Raw genomic sequence first — 22,611 nt, 5'->3', positions numbered from 1 at the left:
ATGACGGAGCAACTTCATTTTTCTGAGCTCTGGCCGCACTGGCCGGAGCTGCTGGCCGGTCTGTGGGTGACGGTGCAGCTGACGGTGCTGGCGACGATCGGCGGACTGGCGATTGGGATCCTCGGGGCGGCGATCCGCAGCGGCCGCCCGGGCGTCCTCAGCCGGATCTGGGGCGGATATGTGGAAATCATCCGTAACACGCCGTTCGTGGTGCAGCTCTTTTTTATCGTTTTTGGTTTACCGAACCTGGGTCTGAAGATGACCGCCGGCGAAGCGGCGCTGCTGGCGATGGTGGTTAACCTTGGGGCTTACAGCACCGAGATCGTGCGCGCCGGCATCCAGGTGACGCCGAAAGGCCAGTGGGAGGCCGGACGCGTGCTCGGGCTCAGCCGGACGCAAACTTTCGTTCGCGTGGTGCTGCCCCCGGCGCTGCAGCGGATTTATCCGGCGCTGGTTAGCCAGTGCATCATCGTGATGCTCGGCTCGTCGGTGGTGTCGCAGGTCTCCTATGAGGAGCTGACCTTCGCCGCCAACCTGATCCAGTCGCGGACGTTTTTGAGCTTTGAGGTCTATCTGGTGACCACCGGGATCTACTTAGCGTTATCGATAGCGATACGCCAGCTGCTGATGGCGGCGGGGCGTAAATGGCTGGGGGTGCAGGCATGATGACCACCTTTACCGACTGGGACATTATCCGCAACCTGCTGCTGGCCGGTCGCTGGACGGTGCTGCTGTCGCTGGTCGCGTTCACCGGCGGGGCGCTGGTGACCTTACCGCTGCTGCTGCTGCGCCTGACTGGCGGACGGCAGGTGAAACGGCTGATCCGCGGCTACGTCGAACTGTTTCAGGGGACGCCGCTGCTGATGCAGCTGTTTCTGGCATTTTTCGGCGTAGCGCTGTTCGGCATCGACGTCTCGGCATGGACCGCGGCGTCGGTGGCTCTGACGCTTTATACCAGCGCCTTTCTGCTGGATATCTGGTTCGGCAGCATTCGCGCGCTGCCGAAAGGCCAGTGGGAAGCCTCGCGCTGTCTCGGGCTGAGCTTCGGCCAGACCCTGTACCGGGTGGTGGCGCCGCAGGCGCTGCGCATCGCCATCGCGCCGACGGTGGGGTTCGCCGTGCAGGTGATCAAAGGCACGGCGCTGGCATCGATTATTGGCTTTGTGGAGCTGACCAAGGCAGGAACCATGCTGACCAACGTCACTTACCAGCCGTTTAAAGTGTTTGCCCTGGTGGCGCTGGGCTATTTCATTCTGTGCTATCCGCTGTCCCGCTACAGCCGTTATCTGGAGAACAAATTCAATGCCTCTCATCACCATTAATCAGATGCAGAAGTACTACGGCGACAACCATGTGCTGAAGGGCGTCGATCTGGATATCGACATGGGGGAAGTAATCTCGATCATCGGCCGCAGCGGCTCGGGCAAAAGCACCCTGCTGCGCTGCATCAATGGTCTGGAGGGGTACCAGGAGGGGAGCATCAAGCTCGGGGGCATGACCATCACCGACCGCGATTCCCAGGCCCGGGAGATCAGCCGCTCCATCGGCATGGTGTTTCAGAACTTCAATCTCTTTCCGCACATGACGGCGCTGGAGAACGTCATGCTGGCCCCGCGGCGGGTGCTGAAGAAGTCTCAGGCCGAATGTCGCGAGCTGGCGCAGCGGATGCTGGAGAAGGTCGGTCTTGGCGATCGTCTGGATTACTATCCGGCCAACCTCTCCGGCGGCCAGCAGCAGCGCGTAGCCATCGCCCGGGCGCTGGCCATGTCGCCAAAAGTTTTACTCTGTGACGAAATCACTTCGGCGCTTGACCCGGAACTGGTGGGCGAAGTGCTGAAGGTGCTGGAGCAGCTGGCGGCGGAAGGCATGACGCTGATCCTCGTCACCCATGAAATGAATTTTGCCCGCGAAGTGGGCGACCGCGTGGTGTTTATGCATCAGGGGCGCGTCTGGGAGCAGGGCGACAGCAAAACGCTGTTCGCCAGTCCGCAGACAACCGAACTGAAACAGTTTATCTCCTCGGTGCGCGGTCTTAACTAACGTAAGGAATGGCAGATGGATATCACTCAGTTTTCGCAAATTAACCCGCCGCAGCGCCTGCTGATGGGCCCGGGGCCGATCAACGCCGACCCGCGCGTGCTGCGCGCCATGGCGAGCCAGCTGGTGGGTCAGTACGATCCGGCGATGACCCACTACATGAATGAAGTCATGGCGCTCTACCGCGGCGTGTTTCGCACCGAAAACCGCTGGACGATGCTGGTGGACGGCACCTCCCGCGCCGGTATCGAAGCGATCCTGGTGTCGGCGATCCGGCCGGGCGACAAGGTGCTGGTGCCGGTGTTCGGCCGGTTTGGTCATCTGCTGTGCGAGATTGCGCGCCGCTGCCGGGCAGAAGTACACACCATCGAGGTGCCGTGGGGGGAAGTCTTTACCCCGGACCAGGTTGAAGACGCGATCAAGCGCGTGCGCCCGCGCCTGCTGCTCACCGTGCAGGGCGATACCTCGACCACCATGCTGCAACCGCTGGCGGAGCTGGGAGAGATTTGTCGTCGCCACGACGTGCTGTTCTATACCGACGCCACCGCGTCGCTCGGCGGCAACCCGCTGGAAACCGACGCCTGGCAGCTGGACGCGGTGTCCGCCGGGATGCAGAAGTGCCTGGGCGGCCCCTCCGGCACCTCGCCCATCACCCTCAGCCCACAGATGGAAGAGGTCATCCGCCGCCGCCGCTGCATTGAGCAGGGGATCCGCACCGATGCCCACCACGATGGCGTCGACGAGATGATCTACTCCAACTATTTCGATCTCGGCATGGTGATGGATTACTGGGGGCCGGAGCGCCTTAACCACCATACCGAAGCGACCTCGGCGCTGTTCGCCGCCCGGGAGTGCGCGCGCCTGATCCTCCAGGAGGGACTCGACAACGGCATCGCCCGTCACAAGCTGCACGGCGATGCGCTGCTGAAAGGGATCCAGGCGATGGGGCTCGAGACCTTTGGCGACCTGCGGCACAAAATGAATAACGTGCTGGGGGTGGTGATCCCCAACGGGATCAACGGCGATCAGGTGCGTAAGCTGATGCTGGAAGATTTCGGCATTGAGATTGGCACCTCGTTCGGCCCGCTGCACGGTAAAGTCTGGCGCATTGGCACCATGGGCTATAACGCGCGTAAAGACTGTGTGATGCAGACCCTCAGCGCGCTGGAGGCGGTCCTGAACTACCTCAAGTTCACCACCACCCAGGGCGCGGCGATGCAGGCGGCCTGGGATCACTACCGCACCGAGGCCACCCTATGAGTGATACCGTCCGCCAGCAGGCGGAGATAGAGGCGGCCGCCAGCCGGGTGATGGCGCGCGCCGACCAGCTGGCCGCCCTCAGCGAAACCGCCGACGCCCTGACCCGGGTCTATCTGTCGCCGGAGCATCTGCAGGCCAACCAGCTGGTGGGCCAGTGGATGCAGGCCGCCGGCATGATGGTATGGCAGGACAGCGTCGGTAATATCTGCGGTCGCTATGAAGGCGTGCAGGAGGGCGCGCCGGCGGTGCTGCTGGGCTCTCATCTCGACACCGTGCGCAACGCCGGGCGCTACGACGGCATGCTCGGCGTGCTGGCGGCGATTGAGGTGGTCCAGCGTCTGCACCAGCAGGGGCGACGGCTGGCGAAGGCTATCGAGATCGTCGGCTTTGGCGATGAAGAGGGCACCCGCTTCGGCATCACCCTGCTGGGTAGCCGCGGCGTTACCGGCACCTGGCCCGAAAGCTGGCTGTCACAGTGCGATGCCGACGGGGTGAGCGTCGCCCAGGCGCTGGTGAATGCCGGACTCGATCCGGCGCGGATCGCCCATGCCGCCCGCAACCCGCAGGATATCGCCGCCTATCTCGAACTGCATATCGAGCAGGGGCCGTGCCTGGAGCAGGCGGGTCTGGCGCTCGGCGTGGTGGAGGCGATTAACGGCGCCCGCCGCCTGACCTGCCGCTTTACCGGCGAAGCCGGCCATGCCGGCACGGTGCCGATGCTCCATCGTAAGGACGCGCTCGCCGCGGCGGCGGAATGGATGGTGCAGGTGGAAAGCCTGACCCGGCAGCGCGGCGGCAACCTGGTGGCGACGGTCGGCACCCTGCGCTGTGCGCCGGGCGCGGTGAACGTGATTCCGGGCGAGGTGCAGCTGACGCTGGATATTCGCGGCCCGCAGGATGCACCGCTGGCGGCGCTGCTGGAAGAGCTGCTGGCGCAGGCGCAGGCCATTGCCGGGCGCCGCCAGCTGAGCTTCACCGCCGAGGAGTATTACCGTATCGCCGCCACCGCCTGCGACAGTCAACTGCAGGCGGTGCTGAGCGAGGCGGTGACGGCGGTGCAGGGGCGTTCACTGACGCTGCCGAGCGGCGCAGGGCATGACGCCATCGCCATCGCCGAGCGCTGGCCATCGGCCATGCTGTTTGTGCGCTGCCTGGGGGGCGTCAGCCATCACCCGGCGGAGTCGGTCACCGCCGCCGACGTCGGGCTGGCTATCGACGCGTTCTCCCGGGCGGTAGAGAAGGTAGCTGACGCCTGATCGCGCCCGTTGCCGTAACCCGGCTGGCGGTTTCACACCGCCAGCTGGTTGACTACCTCAGCGACGGAGGCGATGGCATGGATGTTGCCGATCCCCGCCCCCAGCGAGATATATCCCTCATCGGTATTCCCCTCCAGCATGCCCAGCCGCATTCCGCGCAGACCGCCCATCGCCTGGGCCAGCTCGGCCTTTGAGGCTCCGGCCCGGTCCATGGCCACCAGCTTGTCGCTCAGTTTGCCAGGCAGGGCGCGATAATAGTCCGGCAGCGTGCGAAACAGCCGCAGATCCAGGCCGTTGGCGGCGAGAATTTTCGCTTTCACCGAGTCGGGAACGCGACTTTCGACGGTGCTGATGAATACCGAACCGGCGAAGACGCCTTCCGCGCCGAGGGCGTGAGCAGCGCGCGCTCCCCGGGCGTCGGTGATGCCCCCCGCGGCCATCACCGGAACCCGCTGAACAGCGTCAACGATCAGTGGGACGATAGTGAAGGTCCCCATTGCGGTAGCCGGCAGCGTGCCGCCTTCGTCAAAGCCGGTGGCGACGATGATGTCCGCTCCGGCCTGCTCCGCGCGACGGCTGTTCTCCGGCGTCGGGTTAATATCGCGGTAGATAATGGTGATCCCGGCGGTTTTCAGCTCATCGAACAGCGCCGGTTTTAACGAACCGTCTCCGTAGCCGGTGTAGACCACCACCTTAACACCTTCCTCTTTGATCACCGGCAGGATCGCCGGCGTCCAGATGTCGTTTTCCGCCGTCGGGATCAGGTTGACGCCAAAGGGTTTCTCGGTCAGCTGTTTGGTTTTGCGGATCTCTTCGCGCATTTTCTCTGCCGTCGCCTCCGGCGTGGAGACGGCGGTTGCCGCCGTCAGGCCGGCGTTCGGGCCCAGCACCCCGAGACCACCGGCGTTGCCGACGGCCGCCACCAGACGAGCATCGGTCAGCCAGGAGAGCGGGCCCTGGACTACCGGTTTTTCAATACCCAAAATGCGGGCCACACGGTTAGTTTGCATGATATTTTTCCTTGTTCGTTAATGAGTTATCAATTTCTTCGCCCCAGCGATGCGGCAATGAGGGCAGTGTAGGCGCCTTTATTGTTTTTAAAAATGAGCAAAAACTTTCATCACTGTTATTAAATTGGTAATAATTGAGGCAGACGAAGAGACGGGGAACGAGCCGTTATGCAGATGAACCTGTTTGAAAATATTAAAATCTTTATTGAAATCGTCGACGCCGGTAGCTTTGCCCAGGCGGCGGAAAATTTGCAGATCCACCGGCCGGCGGTGACCAAAGCGCTGCAGCAGCTGGAGCGGGAGAGCGGTGTCAGGTTGCTGCAGCGCACTACCCGCCGCCTGTATCTCACGCCGGAAGGAGAAGAGTTTTATCGGCGCAGTAAACCGCTGCTCTCCCAGGCCGACGATCTGCTGGAGTCGTTCGCGCCGGACCGGCCGATCCGCGGCCAGCTACGCGTCGATATGCCAATCGCTTTTGCGCGGCTGCTGGTGATCCCGCATCTGGCGGATTTTTATCAGGCCCATCCGGAAGTGGAAATTGTCCTCAGTAGCTCCGATGTGCGCCGGGATATGCTGCGCGATGGCTTGGATTGTCTGCTGCGGGTGGGGGATCTGGAGGATGGCGACTATGTGGCGCGCTCGCTGGGGGAGGTGGCGTTAACCACCTGCGCGAGTCCTGCGTATCTGGCTCGCTATGGAGCGCCCGCCACGCTGGAGGAACTGCAGTCGCACCTGGCGGTGAACTGGGTAAACAGCAGCAGCCGACAGATTATGCCCTGGCGATTCCAGACCCCGGAGGGCATCAGGCAGATCGCCATCCCCGGTAAACTGGTGCTGGACAACTCAGAAGTTTTTACCGCCGCCGGGCTGGCAGGGTTGGGCATGCTGCAGGGAATGCGATTCTTTCTACAACCCTATATCGATAGTGGGGAGCTGGTAGAAATTCTGCCGGACTTCCCGGCGCCGCGTCGGCCACTGTCGCTGCTCTATCCGCACCGGCATCTCTCGCATAAGGTGCGGGTGTTTGCCGAGTGGCTGCAGGGGCTGGTGGCGACGCTGGATCGACCGGTGTCGCCTTGACTCTGGTGGCTGAGCGTTTATATATAAAATGTGAATGCTATTAAGGCAATAAATCACAAGGCTGGATAATGACTCAACCTGTAAGGGAATGCTGATGAAACTCTGGAATAAAACACTGCTTGCTTCCGCCCTTTGCCTGACCCTGTTTGGCTGCGACGATGCGTCGAAAGTGGATAACAAACTGGATAAGGCCAAAGATAATGCGGAGCAGATGAAAGATGCCGCGGCGGACAAAGCCCAGGCGATTAAGCAGGATGCGGATAAGCAAATTGATACGCTGAAAAGCCAGGCCGACGCCGAGGCCGATCGTCTGAAGGATCAGGCCAGCGCCATCAAGGCGGAGGCGGACAAGAAAGCGGATGCCATCGACCAGCAGGCGAAAGCCCAGGCCGAAGCGGTGAAGCAGAACGCAAAGCAGGAAAGTGACCGCATAGTCAAAGAGGCGGGTCAGATTAAAGACAACGCCATCGGTGACGCTAATCAGCTTTCGGCGGAAGCGGCGAGCAAAACCAAAGCCATTCAGGACAGTATCGCGAAAGATAAACAGAACACCACGCCACCGCCCGCCCAGCAGTAACTCGCGGTGTTTGCCGGGCCGTCGCCCGGAAATATAGGGAGCGGAGCCTGATAGATTGCCCGGCGGCGCTGCGCTTGCGCGGGCCTACGCAGGGGGCGGGTTGGCTGCGCAATGACCGGGCATCACCCTTTTGTAGGCCGGGCAAGGCGACGCCGCCCGGCATATGGACCGCAATAACATCCTGCTGAGGGGTATCTTACGATACCCCTTTTTTATGCCCGCCGCGGGTTCAACGGTTTGGCAGCAGGGTGCCTTTCAGGCCGTGTGGCTCGGAGCGCAGATATTGCGAAGGAACGCGAACCTGGGCGCCGAGGCTGGCGGCAGCGTGCCATGGCCAGTGCGGATCGTAGAGCACCGCGCGGGCGAGGGCGATCAGGTCGGCATCGCCATTCTCCAGCGCCGCTTCCGCCTGCTGCGGGTCGGTGATCAGCCCTACGCCAATCACCGGGATGGCTACCTGCTCGCGAATGTCGCGGGCGAAAGGCAACTGGTAGCCCGGACCGACGGTGATGGCCTGCTGCGGCGACAAACCGCCGCTGGAGACATGGATATAGTCGCTGCCCAGCGCTTCCAGCTGCTGGCTGAACTGAATGGACTGCTCGCCGTCCCAGCCGCCTTCAACCCAGTCGGTAGCCGACAACCTGACGCCCACCGCCATGGCGTTGCCCACCGCCTCGCGGATTGCCTTAAACACTTCCAGCGGATAGCGCATTCGGTTTTCCAGCGAACCGCCATACTCGTCACGGCGCTGATTGCTGAGCGGTGAAAGAAACTGGTGCAGCAGATAGCCGTGAGCGGCGTGCAGCTCAATCAGCTCAAAGCCCAGGCGTTGGGCGCGCAACGCGCTGGCGACAAAGGCCGCTTTGATGCGTGCCAGATCGGCATGGCTCAGCTCGGCCGGGGCGCGGTCGCCGTCGTGAAACGCCACCGCGGAGGGGGCGACGGTCTGCCAGCCGCCCTGGTTGAGCGCCAGCTGATGGCCACCCTGCCAGGGGGCCGCGCAGGAGGCCTTGCGCCCGGCATGCCCCAGCTGGATCCCCAGAGGGATCGGTGACCAGGCCCGGATATCCTCCACCACGGCACGCAGGGCGTTTTCGGTTTCATCATCCCACAGCCCCAGATCCCCAGGCGAGATACGTCCCGCCGGCTCTACTGCCGTGGCTTCCAGAATTAACAGGCCGGCGCCGGAGAACGCCAGCTGCCCGAGGTGGATCCGGTGCCAGGAGGTTGCCTTCCCCTCGTTGGCAGAATACTGACACATGGGGGCGATAACGATACGGTTATCCAGCGTCAACTGACCAATACGCGTCGCGCTAAAAAGATGACTCATGAGTACCTCGTAAATGTTAGACGTGGTCTTGCACGGGGGCGAACAGCCACTGTTTATAGCACGCCTGCTGGCCCCCCTTTATTCGGATATTGCGTTTAAACGTCCTGCTATTCGATAAACCAGAGACGACGCCGCCGGCCAGTTGCCTGCTGGGACACCGCGCGGGCCATTGCGCTGCCAATCTCAGCGCTGGCCGTCAGCCCCTGGACAAAGGGGCGATCGTGCATCAGCCAGGGAAGAGCGCCGAAGGCGACCCGGCCGCGCACGGCCTCCGGCGCCTGCAGCGTGTAGTCATCGCCAACGTCAGGAATAGCGTCGCCGCAGGCCAGCAGCTGCTGGCGCAGTGAAGGAAAGGGCAGATCCCGGGTTTTCAATGCTTTCTGTCCGCGGGCATCGATAAAGACATCGAATTCACAGCGCTGCTGATGATGGACAATCAGCGTCCGGTCAGACTCGCGCTGCAGCTCGTAATCCTCACCCAGCGCCACAATTCGCAGAATGCCCGCCTGGTGCAGGGCCAGCAACCGGCGAATGGACTCCGGCGGGATCGCAGCGTAGTTATCAATAAACACGCGGGCGAGCCCCTGGCGGAAGCGACGGCTGTCCTCGTCGTTGAGCTGCGGCACCACGGTTTCAATCGCCTCGTGCAGGCGGAGAATGGCATAGCGCCAGGGCACCGTGTGGCGCTCGCGCTTATTGCGCTCCACCTCCTGCAGATTGTGCTGCGCCCACTGGAAGGGGTCATGGGTGAGACGGTCGGCAAACCAGGCGTCGGCGATGCTGTCAGGCGTCAGCTGGCGCAGCCCCGTCGCCTCGCACCAGGCCGGGGCGGCATATTCCAGCTCATGGACGATCAGCTGGAACACCCGATCCAGCAGGCCGTCGCTACCCTCAGCGACGGCCGCCTCAAGGGCGGCGGGGGTGGCTATCTCCAGCGGCTCCCACGGGATCGGGCAGTAAAAATCGGCCTCCGGCAGCACGCCGTTACGTGACATCAGCGTGATCTCCAGCGCGTCGCTGCCGGGATGCAGGGAAAAATGGGTGGTTTTGTCGTGCTCAGTATGGAAAACGCCGTGGCGGGCCACCACCGCCACGGCGGCATCAATCGCGCTTAAGGAGGTCCCGAGGATCCCGACCCGACAGGGGGCGATGCGGGCCTCCATCAGGCCGGTCCACGGACTGGGGAAGTACTGCCGGCTGGCGCGTTCTTCTTCAGGCCACAAATGGCCGGTGGCAATCACCACCAGATCGACCATTACCGGCTGTGCCGCGCCGTCGGTGTGGATGGCGATCCCGACGGGCTGCACCGCAATATCTGTGACCTCACAGGACTCGCAGACGCTCACCACGAAGCCGGCGTCTCTGGCCCGTTGCACAAGATACAGAAAGCGGTCGCGGTAGTACTCGCCGAGGATCACCCGCGGCAGAAACTGGCGCTCATGCAGAGCCTGCCGTTCAAGACCGCGCGCCGCCAGCCAGTCGTCGCTCTGCTGCTGCAGCCATTGCAGATAGGTCAGGTCAATAGGGGGGATCTCAATGCTGGCAATATTGGCCAGCATCTGCGCCGCGGTATTATCGTCGCTATAGGGCATACCCACCCCGGCCTGCGCCTCTTTTTCAAACAGCGCGATCGATAGCGGCTCACCACGCTTCACCAGTTCATACAAGGTGTAAATCCCCGTCGGCCCGGCGCCGACGATGGCGATTCTCTTCATGATTCTCTCCCTTCCTGTGGGTGGATGCGGCATCTGGGGCAGTGCACTAAAGTCAGCCTGTCCTTAATTCTGGTCGAAAATTAGCGAACCGGTGGGCCGTCGCACGCAATTTGAAACAAATTAGCGTGCTAATAAACTTGCCGGCGGCTGGAAAAGGGGTGTAATTAACAAAAGGGCAACTTTCTATACAAACAATTTACACAAGCGGTGGCACCAGCCTGCTCTGCCGGACGCCGCGCAAGCTCCCGGCAACGCCGTCGGGATAGGGATGACAAGATGCACGGCTGGACTTCACGACAGCGCAACGCGGCGATCGCCAGTTTTTTAAGCTGGACGCTCGATGCTTTCGACTTTTTCCTGTTGGTTTTTTTACTGAGCGATATCGCCCACTCGTTTCACGTCGACCTTGAAGAGGTGACCCTGGCGATTCTGCTGACCCTGGCCGTGCGGCCTGTCGGCGCGCTGATCTTCGGCAGGGCGGCGGAAAAGTTTGGCCGCAAACCGATCCTGATGCTCAACATCGTTTTCTTCTCCGCCTTTGAGCTGCTCTCCGCCGCGGCGCCGTCGTTGATGCTGTTTTTTCTGCTGCGGGTACTGTACGGCGTGGCGATGGGCGGGATCTGGGGCGTGGCTTCGTCGCTGGCGATGGAGACGATCCCTGACCGCTCGCGCGGCCTGATGTCCGGTCTGTTCCAGGCGGGGTATCCTTTCGGCTATCTGCTGGCGGCCGTGGCCTACGGGCTGTTGTTTACACAGCTCGGCTGGCGCGGGATGTTTGTCATTGGCGCCGCGCCGGTGCTGCTGTTGCCGTTTATCTATTTCTGCGTCGAGGAGTCCCCGGTCTGGCTGGCGGCACGGCAGAGTAAAGCGAGCACGGCTCTGCTGCCGGTGTTGCGTAGCCACTGGAAGCTGTGCCTGTACCTGGTGGTGCTGATGGCGGCCTTTAACTTCTTCTCCCACGGGACGCAGGATCTCTACCCGGTCTTTTTGAAAGTCCAGCACGGCTTCGAGCCTAAAACGGTCAGCATTATCGCGGTGTGCTACAACATCGCCTCGATCATCGGCGGGGTTTTCTTCGGCTCGCTGTCGGAGAAGATTGGCCGGCGCAAAGCGATTATGAGCGCCGCCCTGCTGGCGCTGCCGGTGATCCCGCTGTGGGCTTTCGCCAGCGGCTCGCTGGCGCTGGGGGCCGGGGCGTTTCTGATGCAGTTTATGGTGCAGGGCGCCTGGGGGGTGATCCCTACCTGGCTCAACGAACTGGTTCCGGCCAACACCCGGGCAGTGCTGCCCGGCTTCGTCTATCAGTTGGGGAATCTGCTGGCCTCGGTGAATGCCACCCTGCAGGCCTCCATTGCCCAGCACCACGGGCATAACTACGGCCTGGCGATGGCCCTGGTGGCCGGGACGGTGGCGATCGTCATTACCATTCTGACCTTCTTTGGCCGTGAGGGCCGGATGACGCAACCCGCCGGGACGGCGCCTCACCAGCCGCTCTCCACCAGCCGTTAAGTGCTGACGCCGGGCGTTGTCAGACGCCCGGCAGACAAGCTAACCGTGCAGGCGAACCGTCGCCGTCTGGCGTTTCTCCAGCGAGCAGATGCCAATCCCCAGCATAATGAACAGCGCGCTGAACAGGTGCCAGGCATGCGGCTGGGTATGCAGGAAGAGGATGCTCAACACCCCGCCGGAGAGCGGGATGATATGGGTGTAAATCTCCCCCCGCGTGGCGCCAATCGTAGCGATACCTTTATTCCAGAAAAGATAGGCCAGCCACGACGGGAAAATCACCAGATAAGCCAGACCGCTGAGGAAAAACGGCTCGCGCCAGGCGGTCCAGTCCTGCGCCGGGTGGCGCATCAGCCAGAAGGCTACGATTGGCAGCAGGAGCAGGGCGCCGAGCAGCGAGCTGACGGCGACAAAGCCATTCGCCGGGATGCGGCGGTCCTTCAGACGTAACAGAGAACAATAGAGCGCCCAGCTCAGCGCCGAACTCATCGCCCACAAATCGCCGACGGAAAAAGTATGCAGCGAGGCGGCATGCAGCGGATTCCCCTGGAATAAGAGGATCATCACGCCAAGAGTGCTGAAGACCACCCCCAGCCAGTTGCGGGCCGATACCGGGTCGCGAAAAATCAGCCGGTTAATCAGCAGCACCATGCTCGGCGTGGCGGACATATAGATGGCGGCGTTGAGGGCGGAGGTAGTTTGCAGACCGATATAGAGCGTGAGCGGGAAACTGACCTGACCGCACAGGGTGAGCACCAGCACCGCCGGGGCGTTTTCCCGCAGCAGGTGACGACTGTCGGCAATCTGCCGGCGGTAGAGCAGGCCCAGCAGCAGCGCCGTCAGCGCCCATCGCGCTTCGGTCATCAGGATCGGATCCACGCCCTGAACCAGCACGTGACCGACAACGTAATTCCCCCCCCAGAACAGGGCGGCCAGCGTCAGTAACAGATAGGGCATAGTGATTCCTTGTGTCGTTTGTCACTGTACTGGATGGTAACGTTATTATTTTTATAATATCAATAATATTTTAGTGGTTTTTGTTTGTTTCGTTTAAATTCTCTAAAAAACAGCACGTTATCAATATGAATGAAATTTACGTTGCCGCATTGTGAGCGGTACTATACCGTATAGTCGCCATGCATTTCACAGGGATAAATTCATGCGTAATACCGACAATGGGGTCATTGGTCGTGACCAAACCGCGGTGATGGCCAGGCTGGCGCTGGATGAGTTAATTGACCAGCTTCTGCACAGTAACGCGCTGTCGCTGAAGTTGACGGCCAATCCGCAGGTCGCCGACAGAGCCTGGCATCTGACTGAGAATACCTGCATCCGCGCCTTCTCCGCTGACGACCCGCAGGCCAAAAAGCGCGCGCACCATGCGCTGTTCATCCTCTATCAGTCCTGGCTTGCCGACCCGCTCTCGCCGGCGGCTGCCAATCAGTTTCATCCACTGCTCTCCGGGATCCGAAATTACATTGAGTCTGAGTGGCTGCGGGCGGAAAGCAAACGTTTCCACCGCCAGCGACCGGTGCTCAATGCCGGCAATATCGTCGACGAACTGCGCGCTCTATGCCTGCAGCACCCGGCGTCTCATCATCCGCTGTTCGATTTCCTTGCCAGCGAGGCCTCCGCCGCGCAGATCGACTATTTCTTCAAAAGCGACAGCGCGCTGAATCTGCTTTTCTTCGATCTGGTGGCGATGGGGCTGGTGGGCTCGTTGCCGGAAACCCGCGCCGAGATTGCGCAGAATTTGTGGGATGAGATAGGTCAGGGCAGCACTGAGATCACCCACGTCAATCTGTATAAGGATTTACTGAAGCGGCGGAATATCGCCTTACCGGACAACCATTTCGCCCATCTGTACGAGTGGCAGGGGCTGGCCGGGTATAACGCCTTTATGGTCGGCGGCGTAAATCGTCAGCATTACTACAAATCACTGGGGGTGATGGCGATGACCGAACTGCTCGATCCGCCGCAGTATGAAAAACTGGTGGCGGGCTGTCGGCGGATTGGGCTTTCCGATCGCGACGTGCATTACTATGCCGAACATATCACGGTCGATATCGGCCATGCGGACGGTTGGCTGAACAATGTGATTGTGCCGATTGGCAAAAAACATCCGGCGGCGATGGAGGAGGTCTACTTTGGCGCCGCGCTGCGCCTGCAAACCTGCAACGATTACTATGATGGCCTGCTGGCGGCGCTGCAGTCGCTGGACGGCAGCGCATCATCTCACAGCGTACCGCCTTCTGAGTAAATTAGCGCTTTGGCCGCGCTCCAGGCGGTCGTCCCCGGCGGGATCTCCCGGCATTCGGCGGACTCGGCCTGCTGGGCGGCGATGGCGCCATCGATGAGCATCACCATCATCATCGCGACCCGTTCGGCAGGCTCTGGTTTTAATACCAGAGTCAGGATACCGCGGAAAAACTGCCACAGGCGCGACTTGAACCGGGAGCACTGCTCCCGGATCGCCGGCGATGACGCGCCATATTCGAACAGCGCGCGGGTGAACATGCAGCCGTGGAACGTTTCGCAGGTCAACCAGCACTGATAGTAGTCGAACACGGCGAACAACTTCTCTCGCGCGGTGGCTTTATCCGCGGTGATCTGCGTGAGATCCTGCATAAACTCGCTCTCTTTTTGCCGGAGGATAGCCAGAATGAGCGCCTCTTTATCGGCATAGTAGCGGTAGAAGGTCATTTTGGAGATGCCGGCATGCTCAGCAATCCGCTCAATGCTGGGGGACTGATATCCTTCGCGATTAAACAGCGCGCTGGCGTGGCGGAGAATGTCCGCTTGTTTTGGCTTCATGCGTTTTCCTGTCGACTGGTTCGCTGTCACGACGGCCGGAGACACGGCCGTCCTGCGACAGCGGTGCATTATGCCGGATATTGCCGCCAGGCGGGAAAAAAGTAAATCAGCCGCACCTTAGCGGCGCCGGTGTGTCTGTATAAGGTTACAAGGATGAAGAAGAACATTGCCTTTTTTGACTTCGATGGCACGATCACCCACGAAGATACGTTTACCCCTTTTATTTATCAGTCCCTCGATGCGAAAGCCATTCGTCAGGGCAAATTGCGGCTGTTGCCGTATATTCTCGCCTGGAAAATGGGCTGGCTTTCCGCCTCTGCCATCCGGCAAAAAGTATTTCATTATGCTTTTGCCGGGAAATCGCAACCTGAGATCCTGCAGCGCGGGAACGATCATAGCCAGGTATTTATTCCCCAAACACTGCGGGAGAACGCGATGCAGCGCATAGCCTGGCATCAGGCGAGAGGGGACACCGTGGTGGTGGTTTCAGCCTCGCTGGATGTCTATCTTCGACCGTGGTGCCAGCAGCATAATCTTGAGCTGCTGTGCAGCGAAGTGGAATTTCAAAACGGGGCAGCGACCGGAAAGTATCAGGGGGGAGACTGCAGCGGCCTGGCCAAAAAGGCGCGTATCCTGGCGAACTACTCCCTGGCCGATTACGAGGAGATCTTCGCCTACGGCGATACGCCGGAAGATTTCGCCATGCTGGCGCTGGCCACCACTCAAATCTATCGCTGGGATGAGGCTCCGCCATGAGCCTGGCAGCGCCAGGCTGCGCGGGTTAAGATGGCGCGCGATTGCCCGTCTCACCAGGAAGAAGAGAAGAGATGATGTTACCCCTGACTACGCCCCGGCTGCTGCTGCGCCGGTTCAGAACGGAAGATCTGCCGTCTTTCAGCCATTATCGCAACCTGCCGGAGGTGGCCCGCTTTCAGAGCTGGAGCCATTACGGGATGGCAGAGGCGACAGCCTTCTATGAACAACAGCGTTCGCTGGCCTTTGCTGAGGATGAAAGCTGGTTCCAGCTTGCCGTAGCGATCCAGGCCAACGGTGCGCTGGCGGGAGATGTTGGGATCCACTTTTTCGATCGGGGCAGACAGGCCGAGCTGGGGATGACCTTTTCCCCGGCATATCAGCATCAGGGGTATGCCCGGGAAGCCATGAGGGCGGTGATAGCCTTACTCTTTGAGCAGTTAGCCCATCACCGGCTAATAGCGGTGGTAGACACTCGCAATACCGGGGCGATCAAACTCCTCGAAGGGCTGGGCTTTCGCCGCGAGGCGCATTACCGGCAGAATATCTTTTTTAAAGGCGAGTGGGGCGATGAGTATCTGTACGCGCTGCTGCGCAGCGAATATCAGTGAAGTGACGGCATGGCCGTCACTTCTGTCCGGCCGGGCGATCAGCTATGTTGGCGGATAAAGCGCGCGCGCCACGGTTTTAGCACCCACAGCGCGAGGGCGGCGGTGATAAAATCCAGACCAATGGCGCAGCTGAAAACCACATGCCAGCCGTGGGTGTACTGATAGAGCAGCGCCGCCAGCGGGCCGCCGAAGATGGACCCGATGCCCTGCGAAATATACAGCCAGCCATAGTTGCTGGCGGCATGTTCGCTGCCGAACGTATCGGTGAGCGTCGACGGGAAGAGCGAGAAGATTTCCCCCCAGCCAAAGAACACCACCCCGGAGAGCAGGACAAACAGCAGCGGATCTTCCCGGCACGCCAGCCAGAGCGTCATCGCCACTCCCTCCAGCGCAAAGGCGATAAACATGGTTTGCTCGCGGCCGAAGCGGTCGGAAATAAAACCAAACAGCGGCCGGGTTAAGCCGTTGGTGAAGCGGTCTATCGTTAACGCCAGCGGCAGCGCCGCCATGCCAAACACCACCGCCTGGCTAATGCCGAAGTCCTCGGCGAACACCGCCATCTGCGAGGTGACCATCAGCCCGGAAGTCGACATCATCGCCATCATGGCAAACATCAGCCAGAACAGCGGCTGGCGCAGCATTTCCCGGGAGGTAAACGATCTGCTGCTCTGCGCCACCGTCTGGCTGACGGGCAGGGAGACAGCAGGCGGCGGCAGCTTCAGCCCCTGACTGGCGAGGAAGCCGACGAGGGCGAAAAGGATCCCGAAAGTTGTCAGCGTGTGTTCAAGGCCGTTAGTGGTCAGCGACAGGGAGATGGGGAAAGTGGTTATGATCGCTCCCATCCCGTAGCCCGCCGCCACCGCGCCGGCGGCAAAACCCCGCTGCCTTGGGAACCATTTAACCATCAGGCCGACAACGCCGATATAGACGATCCCGGTCCCGAGGCCGCCCATGCAGCCATAAACCAGCCACAGCGTCGCCAGGCCCTTCACCTGCGCAGAAAGCACCCAGCTCATTCCGGCCATCACCGTGCCGATAGCGATCAGCCGCCGTGGGCCAAATTTTTCCACTAACCGCCCCTGAAAGGGCGAAAAGAAGGTCTGGAGGATGATCAGCAGCGAGAAGGTGACCTGCAGCTCGGGCAGACCGACGCCCAGCCTGGCGGCCAGGGGTTTCGTCAGCAGCGTCCAGACATATTGCGGGCTGGAGATGGCGGCCATACAGATCAAGCCCAGCACCAGCTGGCGCCATTTGCCATATTTCGGGGTAACCAACGGTTCGCTGAGTGTCGTCATGTTGTTCTCCGTTTTCAGTTAACAGACTTCCGTGAAACGCATTTACCCTGGATGCCTCACGGAAAGGGGAAGGTGGCGACCGCAGAGTGACGACGTGTTGTGGCCATACGGCATACGATCTTGTCCACATCGCGGTATACAAGCGCACAGCATTAAACGTGCCAGTTAAAATAGTGCTTTATATACATGCAGTTAACATGGCGATGCGGGATTTGATGGGCTTCAGTATGGTGAACAGCCGGCACTGAGTCGGTGCAAATGGGTCATCGCTGTGCGCTTCACTTGCTGACTGGCACCAGGTCGATGGTAGGTCTGATGGAAAAATAGACATGGCATTCAAGCGGGGACAGGAACTCTCCTGCTTATCCTGTTCAGGATCGCTGATGATATTCACGCCATGGATACAGGGGGCACTAACCTGGCCGGTGCGAACGGCTTTAAATAGCATCCTGGTAAAGTTAAAGATAAACCGTGCATAAACATGACGCAGAAAAAAGTGAACAACAAGTTACTGGTAACAATTTTTTAAATTCAAATTAGAATTGTTTTAATGGTTATTTTCTCAATGTGCTGATTTATAGGTTTAAATATATTTTCAGGCTAAATTTTGATCAGGGGGTGAACATGGAGAATATCATTGATAATACCAATATCATGATCTATGGTAGCGCATGCTTAATAGTGAATTTAATGAGGTTGAAATGCATAACTATATTACGAAAGGTATTGCGCTGGCTATAGCGATCGCTGCCTCAGGAATGGTGCAGGCTGATGAGAAAAAGAATCATGATCCTTATTTTTCGGGGATCAAGATTTTTGCGCAAAAGGAGTCCACCGGAAGTGAATGGGATAGCGTTACCGGCGAGGCGAAGTATCTGATATTCTATAAAGTTACGCTTGATAATTATTCTAATAAAAGCATTGAACCCGGCAAAGATAACAAAATGTGCTTCTTTTTGTATGATAAAAATGGCAAATCATTTATGAGCACCGGAATTCAAATGGAGATGCTGAAAAAATACAAACCCATTGAAAGCCGAACCGGAAGCGTGTTATTCAGCAGCGCCGATCCTGAAATACTGAATATACCTTTTGTTCGTCTTGCTTTCGGTAAAGAGTGCTTAACAAAATAACCACCATCCAGAGTGTGGATGATCTGCCTTATATGATGTTAGCGTAACACCGGGCGTCAGTCAGGTGTTACGAGAGCTTATTATTTACCTGAACATTCCAACTGAATGATGAGGATGCGTGCGAGGCAGAGACCAGTGGTGACAAGCACCGTGCTCACCTGAAGAGGGTCACTCGTATTTCGGTTTTACGCGGAGGAGGTGCGTCTGCCGGGAGGGGGATGCACTGGCCAGTTATTGGACAACCTTACGCGTCTTTTTTGCTCCGCTATCCGTGACGCTCCTGATGATTTTTCTCAGTTGGCATATGCCAAAACTCATAGCAAATTTATTAGGGTGCTTCGGTTTGCTTACTGCAGCTGAAAAAAGGGATCGCTCGACAAAACTGCTATCCTGATACAAAACAGTATCAGCGTGTAACTCGCCAGATATCATCAGTACTGTTATTAGCAAAAGGAGAGATCTTTTCATCATTCGTTCTCTGATAGCTTAATTCTGTTGCTATTTATCTGCGCATTATGTGCACCGTTCAGCAATGGCAGTGACCGACCGATGTATATCCGGCGCATGCGGCGCATAATAAAATTCTACCGAAGTCTGCCTGCTGTTGAATTTGCTGATTTCAACCCACGCGACAGCCGTGGGTTCAGTATTTATTAGATTGTACTTATAAACATTTTCAGGGAGAGTGTCATCATATTCCAGTGATAAATTCTCTTTAGTGGCTGCATAATGAAGGCAATCAACCACCTGGCTTTTTCCCTGATTAACATAGTAAGTTTTTTCTTCCGGATGTATCCCTACATCCCCGAGATCCACACAACCATTTAACAGAATAAGGGGTGGTAACATCAGCAATATTTTCATGGATCCTCTCTGTGTTAAATAACATTGGCGTGATTTTAACTTGTATTTAACAGGCTAATCATGCTGGATTAACGAATGGTGATTTCATTCCGCCCCTCTCCTTAACGTGGCGCAATATTATCATTGTGCGTTAAAACGCACAACCAGGAAATTTAGCGTTAGTAGGTATTCAACATTTAAATGCTTTACCGTCAGGCGGGTCGTACAGGCGGAAAAATAAGGATAACGCCCCCTGGCGACGGGGCAGCGGAGAAGTCCCTGCTACTTCCCAAATATCGAAGCGGCGTAATGGCAAACATTTACCCGCGCAATGATCATTAGTTACAGGACTCATCCCCCATGACCAACGGCCGGTTGTTTGCCAGGACGCGGTTGGCTTTCCCTCTGCACCAAAGCCATGCAATGCCCCACTTTTACTCCCCATTTTTGGGAGGCGATGCCCCGGTTGGCGGTAAATCGCTGATGGAACGGCTATCTGGCTCCTGGCATGGTGCTTGCAAGAACATCGGCAGAAAGCAGCGCAACAGACAATTCAGATCACACAATAGCTGGCTAGGGTTCCGGTTCACCGCGGTGAACGTCTGGTCCGAGAGCTGGCGACCTCGGCGAGGTTACACGGCGGGATAAAAGCCCGGGAGACAGCAGCACCGTTGGGTGTCGCGCTGCTCCGTTTCTCGTGCTAACCAGAGGTCCACCATGAAAACATCGCCGCTCCTCCGCTCACTCGTCCTGTCGCTGACGCTGCTGACCAGCGTCCCGTCCTTTGCCGCCGTCAAAAAAGAGTTCAACGTCTGCTGGACCATCTACGCCGGCTGGATGCCCTGGGGCGCCATCAGCAATGAAAAGATCATGATAAATGGGCCAGCAAATACGGCATCAAAATCAATATCGTTCAGCTCAACGATTACATCGAATCCATCAACCAGTACACCGCCGGGCAGTTTGACGGCTGCACGATGACCAACATGGACGCGTTGACGATCCCGGCGGCGGGCGGTGTCGACAGTACGGCGCTGATCACCGGCAGCTACTCCGACGGTAACGACGGGGTGGTCCTCAAAGGGGCGGATAAAAAGCTCAGCGACCTGAAAGGAATGTCGGTGTATCTCCCGGAGCTGTCGGTATCCCACTATCTGCTGGTGCGCGGCCTGGAAAAAGCCGGGCTGCAGGAAAAAGACGTCAAGGTGGTGAATACCTCCGATGCCGATATCGTCTCGGCCTTCGGCACCAGCGGCGTGCTGGCGGCGGTGGCCTGGAATCCACAGCTGTCGGTTATCAAAAAGACCCCGCAAACCAGCGAAGTGTTTAGCTCCTCGCAGGTGCCCGGCGAGCTTATCGACATGATGGTGGTGAATACCCAGACCCTGAAAGATAACCCCGCGCTGGGCAAAGCCCTGACCGGCGCCTGGTTTGAAATGATGGCCAAAATGAAGGCCGGGGATAGCCAGGCGCTGAGCGCCATGGCCGCCGACGCCGGTACCGATCTTGCCGGCTACCAGGCGCAGCTGAAAACCACCCATCTGTTCTGGACGCCTGCCGACACCCTGGCGTTTATCTCCTCGCCAGATCTGGCGAAAACCATGCAGCGAGTGGCGCAGTTCTCGTTCGATAAAGGCCTGCTGGGTGAAGGGGCGCAGAGCGCGGACTTTATCGGCATGACCTTTCCGGGAAATGTCACCCTCGGCGATGCCGCCAACCGCAAACTGCGCTTTGACGACAGCTACCTGAAGCTGGCCGCCGCGGGCCAGCTCTAATGATTGCCGCCGGGAGACCACGCCATGCGCCACATTAACCGTTATCCCCAAAAGGGGATGCGCCTGACGCTGATGCTGCTGCCTTTTGTCGTGCTGATCGCCGCCTGGTTTATGGGATCGGCGGTGCGGCTGGAAGCCAATCCGCAGGACAAGTTGCTGCCAGGCCTGTCGCAGATGGTGGCAGCCATTGACCGGATGGCGTTCACCCCGGACAAACGCAGCGGCGAGTATCTGCTGTGGGCCGATACGCTGATCAGCCTGAGTCGTCTGCTGACGGGCCTGGCCGTCTCGTCGCTGATCGGCCTCGTCATCGGCATCGCCGCCGGCGTCTTCCCGATGTACCGCGCGGCGCTGTCGCCGCTGCTGACGGTGGTGTCAATGATCCCGCCGCTGGCGATCCTGCCGGTGCTGTTTATCGTCTTTGGCCTGGATGAGCTATCGAAAGTGATGCTGATCGTCATCGGTATTACGCCGATGCTGGCGCGCGACCTGGAACAGCGGGCGCAGGAGATCCCGGCGGAGCTGTTTATTAAGGCGCAGACCCTCGGCGCCAATAGCTGGACCCTGGTGCTGCGGGTGGTGCTTCCCCAGCTGCTGTCGCGGCTGATTACCTCCCTGCGCCTGCTGCTGGGCTCGGCATGGCTGTTCCTCATCTCCGCCGAGGCCATCTCCGCCACCGCCGGGCTGGGGTACCGCATTTTCCTGGTGCGGCGCTATATGGCGATGGACGTGATTATTCCCTATGTCATCTGGATCACCTTGCTGGCATGGCTGATGGATCTAGCGCTGCGCCAGCTGCACAAGGCCTGTTTCCCGTGGGCGGAAGGAGGTCGGGGATGAGTTTTATCGACATCAAAAACATCTGGCAGGAGAACGGCGACCACGTGGTGCTGGAGCGCATCAATCTGCAGGTGAAAGAGGGCGAGTTTTGCTCGATGGTCGGCGCGTCCGGCTGTGGTAAATCGACCTTTCTGCGCCTGCTGCTCGGTCAGGAAAAACCGACCCGTGGTGCCATCCTGCTCGACGGCCAGCCGCTGGCGGCGGAGCCGGACCGCAGTCGTGGTGTGGTCTTCCAGCGCTATTCGGTGTTTCCGCATCTCAACGTGCTGGATAACGTCGCCATCGGTCTGGAGCTGCCGACGTCCCCGCTGCTGGGGCGCCTGTTTGGCGGCAGAAAGCGCGAGGCCCGGCAACAGGCCCAGCGGATGCTGGAGAAAGTGGGCCTGGGACACGCCCTGGATAAATACCCGGCGCAGCTCTCGGGCGGGATGCAGCAGCGGCTGGTCATTGCCCAGGCGTTCGTGATGCAGCCGCGGGTGCTGCTGCTGGACGAGCCCTTCGGCGCGCTGGATCCCGGCATTCGCAAGGATATGCATGCGCTGCTGCTCCAGCTGTGGAGCGAAACGCGCATGACGGTGTTTATGGTCACCCACGACCTGGCGGAAGGCTTCAACCTCGGCACGAGGCTGCTGGTGTTCGACAAAGTGCGCATCGACCCGCAGGCGCCCAACGCCTGGGGAGCGCGTATTACCTACGACATCCCGCTCAATGAAGCGCGGATGGCACAGCTGGCCGCCGGTAGCGACACCAACGTTTACGCATTAAGGAGATAAATT

At 59.3% G+C, this 22,611-nt stretch carries 21 protein-coding genes, 1 pseudogene and 1 riboswitch; of the genes and pseudogenes, 15 read left to right on the top strand and 7 right to left on the bottom strand.

What is annotated here, in order from left to right; translation table 11 throughout:
• From ABLU50_RS20980 to hpxK, 5 genes are read left to right on the top strand one after another with little or no spacing between them, the layout of a single operon-like run.
• The gene (locus ABLU50_RS20980; protein WP_087833317.1) at positions 1-666 is read left to right on the top strand and encodes an amino acid ABC transporter permease; all 666 of its coding nucleotides are present in this window, start codon (positions 1-3) and stop codon (positions 664-666) included.
• On the top strand, positions 666-1,322 hold the full coding sequence (locus ABLU50_RS20975) for an amino acid ABC transporter permease (RefSeq protein ID WP_002905295.1): 657 nt from the start codon (positions 666-668) through the stop codon (positions 1,320-1,322). The genes ABLU50_RS20980 and ABLU50_RS20975 overlap by 1 nt, the downstream gene beginning before the upstream one ends.
• Positions 1,303-2,040 carry an amino acid ABC transporter ATP-binding protein gene (locus ABLU50_RS20970; protein ID WP_002905293.1) on the top strand — a complete coding sequence of 246 codons (738 nt, stop codon included), beginning with the start codon at positions 1,303-1,305 and terminating at the stop codon, positions 2,038-2,040. The genes ABLU50_RS20975 and ABLU50_RS20970 overlap by 20 nt, the downstream gene beginning before the upstream one ends.
• 15 nt (positions 2,041-2,055) lie before the next feature.
• On the top strand, positions 2,056-3,297 hold the full coding sequence (locus tag ABLU50_RS20965; RefSeq protein ID WP_087833316.1) for an alanine--glyoxylate aminotransferase family protein: 1,242 nt from the start codon (positions 2,056-2,058) through the stop codon (positions 3,295-3,297).
• Complete coding sequence (hpxK, locus tag ABLU50_RS20960; protein ID WP_087833315.1) at positions 3,294-4,553, top strand: allantoate amidohydrolase; 1,260 nt, start codon at positions 3,294-3,296, stop codon at positions 4,551-4,553. The genes ABLU50_RS20965 and hpxK overlap by 4 nt, the downstream gene beginning before the upstream one ends.
• A 32-nt stretch (positions 4,554-4,585) precedes the next feature.
• Here hpxK and ABLU50_RS20955 read toward each other — a convergent pair whose 3' ends face one another.
• On the bottom strand, positions 4,586-5,563 hold the full coding sequence (locus tag ABLU50_RS20955; protein WP_017900276.1) for a nitronate monooxygenase: 978 nt from the start codon (positions 5,561-5,563) through the stop codon (positions 4,586-4,588).
• 174 nt (positions 5,564-5,737) lie between these two features.
• Here ABLU50_RS20955 and ABLU50_RS20950 point away from each other — a divergent pair, with 174 nt between their 5' ends.
• Positions 5,738-6,643, top strand: a complete 906-nt coding sequence (locus ABLU50_RS20950; RefSeq protein WP_072206860.1) for a LysR family transcriptional regulator — start codon at positions 5,738-5,740, stop codon at positions 6,641-6,643.
• Positions 6,644-6,731: 88 nt separating this feature from the next.
• Complete coding sequence (locus tag ABLU50_RS20945) at positions 6,732-7,220, top strand: E3 ubiquitin--protein ligase (protein WP_087833314.1); 489 nt, start codon at positions 6,732-6,734, stop codon at positions 7,218-7,220.
• A 229-nt stretch (positions 7,221-7,449) separates the two neighbouring features.
• On the opposite strand, the gene ABLU50_RS20940 is transcribed toward ABLU50_RS20945, so the two are convergent.
• Together ABLU50_RS20940 and ABLU50_RS20935 are read right to left on the bottom strand one after the other, a co-directional pair.
• Complete coding sequence (locus tag ABLU50_RS20940) at positions 7,450-8,550, bottom strand: NADH:flavin oxidoreductase/NADH oxidase (RefSeq protein WP_106479186.1); 1,101 nt, start codon at positions 8,548-8,550, stop codon at positions 7,450-7,452.
• A 107-nt stretch (positions 8,551-8,657) separates the two neighbouring features.
• On the bottom strand, positions 8,658-10,265 hold the full coding sequence (locus tag ABLU50_RS20935) for an FAD-NAD(P)-binding protein (RefSeq protein WP_060655847.1): 1,608 nt from the start codon (positions 10,263-10,265) through the stop codon (positions 8,658-8,660).
• A gap of 276 nt (positions 10,266-10,541) precedes the next feature.
• Between ABLU50_RS20935 and ABLU50_RS20930 the strand changes: the two genes are divergently transcribed.
• On the top strand, positions 10,542-11,774 hold the full coding sequence (locus tag ABLU50_RS20930; protein WP_004205848.1) for an MFS transporter: 1,233 nt from the start codon (positions 10,542-10,544) through the stop codon (positions 11,772-11,774).
• A 39-nt stretch (positions 11,775-11,813) separates the two neighbouring features.
• Here the strand turns inward: ABLU50_RS20930 and ABLU50_RS20925 are convergent, their stop codons facing one another.
• Entirely contained in the window at positions 11,814-12,728 is a 915-nt protein-coding gene (locus ABLU50_RS20925) for a DMT family transporter (protein WP_087833313.1), read from the bottom strand.
• Between the two features lie 202 nt (positions 12,729-12,930).
• On the opposite strand from ABLU50_RS20925, the gene ABLU50_RS20920 reads away from it, so the two are divergent.
• On the top strand, positions 12,931-14,031 hold the full coding sequence (locus ABLU50_RS20920) for an iron-containing redox enzyme family protein (RefSeq protein WP_087833312.1): 1,101 nt from the start codon (positions 12,931-12,933) through the stop codon (positions 14,029-14,031).
• On the opposite strand, the gene ABLU50_RS20915 is transcribed toward ABLU50_RS20920, so the two are convergent.
• Positions 14,007-14,585 carry a TetR/AcrR family transcriptional regulator gene (locus tag ABLU50_RS20915; RefSeq protein WP_087833311.1) on the bottom strand — a complete coding sequence of 193 codons (579 nt, stop codon included), beginning with the start codon at positions 14,583-14,585 and terminating at the stop codon, positions 14,007-14,009. The two genes, ABLU50_RS20920 and ABLU50_RS20915, sit on opposite strands and share 25 nt — an antisense overlap.
• A 153-nt stretch (positions 14,586-14,738) precedes the next feature.
• Here ABLU50_RS20915 and ABLU50_RS20910 point away from each other — a divergent pair, with 153 nt between their 5' ends.
• Both ABLU50_RS20910 and ABLU50_RS20905 read left to right on the top strand, forming a co-directional pair.
• On the top strand, positions 14,739-15,341 hold the full coding sequence (locus ABLU50_RS20910) for an HAD-IB family hydrolase (protein WP_087833310.1): 603 nt from the start codon (positions 14,739-14,741) through the stop codon (positions 15,339-15,341).
• Between the two features lie 71 nt (positions 15,342-15,412).
• Positions 15,413-15,949: a GNAT family protein gene (locus ABLU50_RS20905; RefSeq protein ID WP_087833309.1), complete on the top strand. Its 537-nt coding sequence runs from the start codon at positions 15,413-15,415 to the stop codon at positions 15,947-15,949.
• 38 nt (positions 15,950-15,987) lie between these two features.
• On the opposite strand, the gene oxlT is transcribed toward ABLU50_RS20905, so the two are convergent.
• A complete protein-coding gene (oxlT, locus tag ABLU50_RS20900; RefSeq protein WP_064150025.1) occupies positions 15,988-17,244 on the bottom strand; it encodes an oxalate/formate MFS antiporter in 1,257 nt (418 codons plus the stop codon).
• Between the two features lie 701 nt (positions 17,245-17,945).
• Between oxlT and ABLU50_RS20895 the strand changes: the two genes are divergently transcribed.
• Entirely contained in the window at positions 17,946-18,377 is a 432-nt protein-coding gene (locus ABLU50_RS20895; protein ID WP_087833308.1) for a DUF4354 family protein, read from the top strand.
• A 513-nt stretch (positions 18,378-18,890) separates the two neighbouring features.
• Here the strand turns inward: ABLU50_RS20895 and ABLU50_RS20890 are convergent.
• Positions 18,891-19,241: a hypothetical protein gene (locus tag ABLU50_RS20890; protein ID WP_071592578.1), complete on the bottom strand. Its 351-nt coding sequence runs from the start codon at positions 19,239-19,241 to the stop codon at positions 18,891-18,893.
• 541 nt (positions 19,242-19,782) lie between these two features.
• Positions 19,783-19,881, top strand: a riboswitch (guanidine-I (ykkC/yxkD leader).
• 56 nt (positions 19,882-19,937) lie between these two features.
• Here ABLU50_RS20890 and ABLU50_RS20885 point away from each other — a divergent pair.
• The 3 genes and pseudogenes from ABLU50_RS20885 to ABLU50_RS20875 all read left to right on the top strand — a co-directional run bounded on the left by ABLU50_RS20885 (position 19,938) and on the right by ABLU50_RS20875 (position 22,608).
• Positions 19,938-20,995: pseudogene (locus tag ABLU50_RS20885) on the top strand (putative urea ABC transporter substrate-binding protein).
• 24 nt (positions 20,996-21,019) lie between these two features.
• A complete protein-coding gene (locus ABLU50_RS20880) occupies positions 21,020-21,835 on the top strand; it encodes an ABC transporter permease (protein WP_043519578.1) in 816 nt (271 codons plus the stop codon).
• Positions 21,832-22,608: an ABC transporter ATP-binding protein gene (locus tag ABLU50_RS20875; RefSeq protein ID WP_087833307.1), complete on the top strand. Its 777-nt coding sequence runs from the start codon at positions 21,832-21,834 to the stop codon at positions 22,606-22,608. The genes ABLU50_RS20880 and ABLU50_RS20875 overlap by 4 nt, the downstream gene beginning before the upstream one ends.
• The last annotated feature ends 3 nt before the right edge of the window (positions 22,609-22,611 follow it).

Origin of the sequence: Klebsiella sp. GG_Kp173 (assembly GCF_040062415.1) — a bacterium.
Lineage (GTDB): Bacteria > Pseudomonadota > Gammaproteobacteria > Enterobacterales > Enterobacteriaceae > Klebsiella > Klebsiella quasipneumoniae.
The sequence above is the reverse complement of the archived record's forward strand: the minus strand, read 5'-3'. Positions and strand labels throughout refer to the sequence as shown.

Bases quoted from the DNA above. Each gene is read 5' to 3' on its own strand.
- ABLU50_RS20980 (WP_087833317.1), top strand. From the start codon at position 1: ATGACGGAGCAACTTCATTTTTCTGAGCTCTGGCCGCACTGGCCGGAG.
- ABLU50_RS20975 (WP_002905295.1), top strand. From the start codon at position 666: ATGACCACCTTTACCGACTGGGACATTATCCGCAACCTGCTGCTGGCC.
- ABLU50_RS20970 (WP_002905293.1), top strand. From the start codon at position 1,303: ATGCCTCTCATCACCATTAATCAGATGCAGAAGTACTACGGCGACAAC.
- ABLU50_RS20965 (WP_087833316.1), top strand. From the start codon at position 2,056: ATGGATATCACTCAGTTTTCGCAAATTAACCCGCCGCAGCGCCTGCTG.
- hpxK (WP_087833315.1), top strand. From the start codon at position 3,294: ATGAGTGATACCGTCCGCCAGCAGGCGGAGATAGAGGCGGCCGCCAGC.
- ABLU50_RS20955 (WP_017900276.1), bottom strand. From the start codon at position 5,563: ATGCAAACTAACCGTGTGGCCCGCATTTTGGGTATTGAAAAACCGGTA.
- ABLU50_RS20950 (WP_072206860.1), top strand. From the start codon at position 5,738: ATGAACCTGTTTGAAAATATTAAAATCTTTATTGAAATCGTCGACGCC.
- ABLU50_RS20945 (WP_087833314.1), top strand. From the start codon at position 6,732: ATGCTGATGAAACTCTGGAATAAAACACTGCTTGCTTCCGCCCTTTGC.
- ABLU50_RS20940 (WP_106479186.1), bottom strand. From the start codon at position 8,550: ATGAGTCATCTTTTTAGCGCGACGCGTATTGGTCAGTTGACGCTGGAT.
- ABLU50_RS20935 (WP_060655847.1), bottom strand. From the start codon at position 10,265: ATGAAGAGAATCGCCATCGTCGGCGCCGGGCCGACGGGGATTTACACC.
- ABLU50_RS20930 (WP_004205848.1), top strand. From the start codon at position 10,542: ATGCACGGCTGGACTTCACGACAGCGCAACGCGGCGATCGCCAGTTTT.
- ABLU50_RS20925 (WP_087833313.1), bottom strand. From the start codon at position 12,728: ATGCCCTATCTGTTACTGACGCTGGCCGCCCTGTTCTGGGGGGGGAAT.
- ABLU50_RS20920 (WP_087833312.1), top strand. From the start codon at position 12,931: ATGCGTAATACCGACAATGGGGTCATTGGTCGTGACCAAACCGCGGTG.
- ABLU50_RS20915 (WP_087833311.1), bottom strand. From the start codon at position 14,585: ATGAAGCCAAAACAAGCGGACATTCTCCGCCACGCCAGCGCGCTGTTT.
- ABLU50_RS20910 (WP_087833310.1), top strand. From the start codon at position 14,739: ATGAAGAAGAACATTGCCTTTTTTGACTTCGATGGCACGATCACCCAC.
- ABLU50_RS20905 (WP_087833309.1), top strand. From the start codon at position 15,413: ATGATGTTACCCCTGACTACGCCCCGGCTGCTGCTGCGCCGGTTCAGA.
- oxlT (WP_064150025.1), bottom strand. From the start codon at position 17,244: ATGACGACACTCAGCGAACCGTTGGTTACCCCGAAATATGGCAAATGG.
- ABLU50_RS20895 (WP_087833308.1), top strand. From the start codon at position 17,946: ATGCATAACTATATTACGAAAGGTATTGCGCTGGCTATAGCGATCGCT.
- ABLU50_RS20890 (WP_071592578.1), bottom strand. From the start codon at position 19,241: ATGAAAATATTGCTGATGTTACCACCCCTTATTCTGTTAAATGGTTGT.
- ABLU50_RS20880 (WP_043519578.1), top strand. From the start codon at position 21,020: ATGCGCCACATTAACCGTTATCCCCAAAAGGGGATGCGCCTGACGCTG.
- ABLU50_RS20875 (WP_087833307.1), top strand. From the start codon at position 21,832: ATGAGTTTTATCGACATCAAAAACATCTGGCAGGAGAACGGCGACCAC.